General features: G+C 36.9%; 1 protein-coding gene and 1 pseudogene. Both read right to left on the reverse strand.

Going from position 1 to position 2522, the window contains the following annotated elements:
• Positions 1 to 1801, reverse strand: a pseudogene (locus tag C9E89_RS22150) (hypothetical protein); the annotation flags it as partial.
• A gap of 75 nt (positions 1802 to 1876) precedes the next feature.
• Positions 1877 to 2329, reverse strand: coding sequence for a hypothetical protein (locus C9E89_RS22155; protein ID WP_107010248.1), 453 nt, complete (start codon positions 2327 to 2329; stop codon positions 1877 to 1879).
• Between the last annotated feature and the right edge of the window lie 193 nt (positions 2330 to 2522).

Genomic DNA, 2522 nt, shown 5'->3' on the forward strand with positions numbered 1-2522 from the left:
GTGAAAATCCTTTTTCTTGAAAAAACTTTCGAGCAGCCATTTCTTTGATATCTGAAAAAACTGGCTTGCTATAATCCGCATAAGCTTTTCCAGCCGCTTCAACTGCTTTTTTTTCACGCTCTGCTGCTGCCGTACGTTCATCTGTAGCCTTGACTGAATCTGGGCTGAATTTAATCATTTCTTTAATTAAAGATAGCTGCGTTTTATATTTAGAACCTGTTTCACTTACTGCGCCTGCAAGAACAATAAATTTATCTTTAGATTCCTGATTTATAAATGTTAATGCTTTAATTTTCGAACGAAAATCTTCAAGGTTTTTGGTCTCTTTGAATTCACCAATAAGTGCATTTAACTCTTTTGCTTGATCCGTTGTTACATCGTTATGTCGAGTTAATGCGTAAGCATTAGTGATTAAGCTATTAGTCGCATGATCATAAGATTCAGCCAATTTTTTAAGCTGCTCTTTTTCAGCAACAATCTGAGAATCACGTCTCGCTTCATCTAATTCACGATATTTCGCAATAGCTTCATCAACGCTTTCATTGTTTTCACGTAATGATTTTGTCGATTCATCTGTATTGTCTTTTAATAGCAAATAAGATGCAGCAACACCCGCCACTGCTATACCTAGCCCCACTGGACCACCCAAAACACCCAATAAACCTGCACCTGCCCGCGCAGCCAAGGATTTGGATGCATTATTTGCATTTTGTGCTGCTGTATCTGCCGCTAAAGCTGCTGTATTTGCTTGTCTTAGTGGAAGTACTGTTCTTTCCATATATGCCAATCGAGCCATACCCGACATTCGAGCCATCTGTGCTTCTGCATTTGCTAACTCTATAGTGGATAAATGTGCTATGCGTGATGTTCTTTGTGCTGTGATTTCATTTGCTAGTTGCTCTGCTTTAATATTTTGAACAACAGTACTAATTTTTGTTTGTTGAGCAGCAACACTCTTGTAAAGAGCAGGAATGTATGACCCTGCCAAATAAGCACCGCCAATCATCATTGTGTTTGTGACCAATTCCATATTGTCAGATAAAGCTTTTACAGACGGAATCATCACATCATTAATTGCATTTGCTTTAAAACCCTCCCATTTTAAATTTAGAAGATTAAGCTGCTCCTTTGCCATTACTGTATTTTCAATAAACTCATCTGATAGAATCGCACCCGCTTCTTGAGCTGCATCCCCCCATTTTTTAAACCCTTCGCCACCATTTCTTAATAACGGGATCAGTAGCGATGAATCCGAAATAATGGCTTCCATGTAAAATTTCATATTATTTTGAGACTGATTCGTTTTTTCTAAAGAGCTATAAAACAGTTGTAACGCCTCAGGTCCTGATAATTTTTGAAATTGCTCAATAGTCACACCAACCTTTGGAGCAATATTGTCAAAGAAGTCCACTAATGGACCACCTTGCGCTTGATCAAAATCACCGATTCGATCTTGCATATCTTTCATCTTGTCAGCAAATGATTCCATTTCTATGCCAACAGTTGCCGCTCCCTTTGCGTAATATTGAAATTGCTGCATTGACGCATTTGAAAGTTCTGCAAATTTTTTAATATCACTCCCTGCTTGAATAGTTTGATTTGCGAAACTTGCTACGCCGGCAAATGAAAGTCCCGCCACTGTTGCGCTGAGTGCTTTTACACCTAATGATGCAACACTCATACTTTCAGAGATACCTTCTCCTGCCTCTTTAGCTGTTTTTTCTGCTTGTTGGATTGGTCCAGTAAAACCGCCAACTTTAGCAACCAAATCAAGTGTTAGTGTTCCTAATTTTGAAGCCATAACTTTTCCTCGGGCAATAAAAAAGCCCGATAGAATCGAGCTTTGCTTTACAACTATATTTCTATTGTTTAGGTGTTAGTATCCAATAAATAACTTATCTACCCTGTCTTCTATTTTCCAATTATTAGGCAAGGTGGTTTCCCCATTTACTAGCAAACTTAAATAATCTTTAGCAGTTTTAAGTTTACATATAGCCTCTTTGGTAAATCCATCATAACTAACAGCTTGGTAAGATTCACAAAATTTGATTGCATTTAAGTAAATATTCCTATCTTTAACTAATGAGTTACGAGTAGTTATATTTGCTTTGGTAAACTGTTGACTAAATTCAATATTGGCTTTTTCAAGGAATTTATCTGAAGCTTCAAGCAAGCAACTATTATATGCCGCCGAATATTTTGAATTTTCAGGATCTTTTAAGCAACTCACCAGGTAATTTCTAACTTGCTTTTTAGATTGTAAAAAATTTTCAGCAAACACACTGCTGCTTATAAAAAAAGTCAAAAAGATAAGCAATATATTTTTCATACCCCACCCTAAATTATAGATTTAGACCAAGATACTAATTTATGAACAAAAAAACCACCCGAAGGTGGTTTTCTAAGCTGCCTGTATGGCAGTGAACTTCGAGACACTCAAATTGAGGGACAAGGTTTATATAAAACTTTTCTCCAGAACCTCAATTTGAGGGTCTGGAACACGATGCTTAAATATGAGCATT

The organism is Acinetobacter sichuanensis, from assembly GCF_003024515.2.
In the GTDB taxonomy this organism is placed as follows: Bacteria; Pseudomonadota; Gammaproteobacteria; order Pseudomonadales; family Moraxellaceae; genus Acinetobacter; species Acinetobacter sichuanensis.

Bases quoted from the DNA above. Each gene is read 5' to 3' on its own strand.
- C9E89_RS22155 (WP_107010248.1), bottom strand. From the start codon at position 2,329: ATGAAAAATATATTGCTTATCTTTTTGACTTTTTTTATAAGCAGCAGT.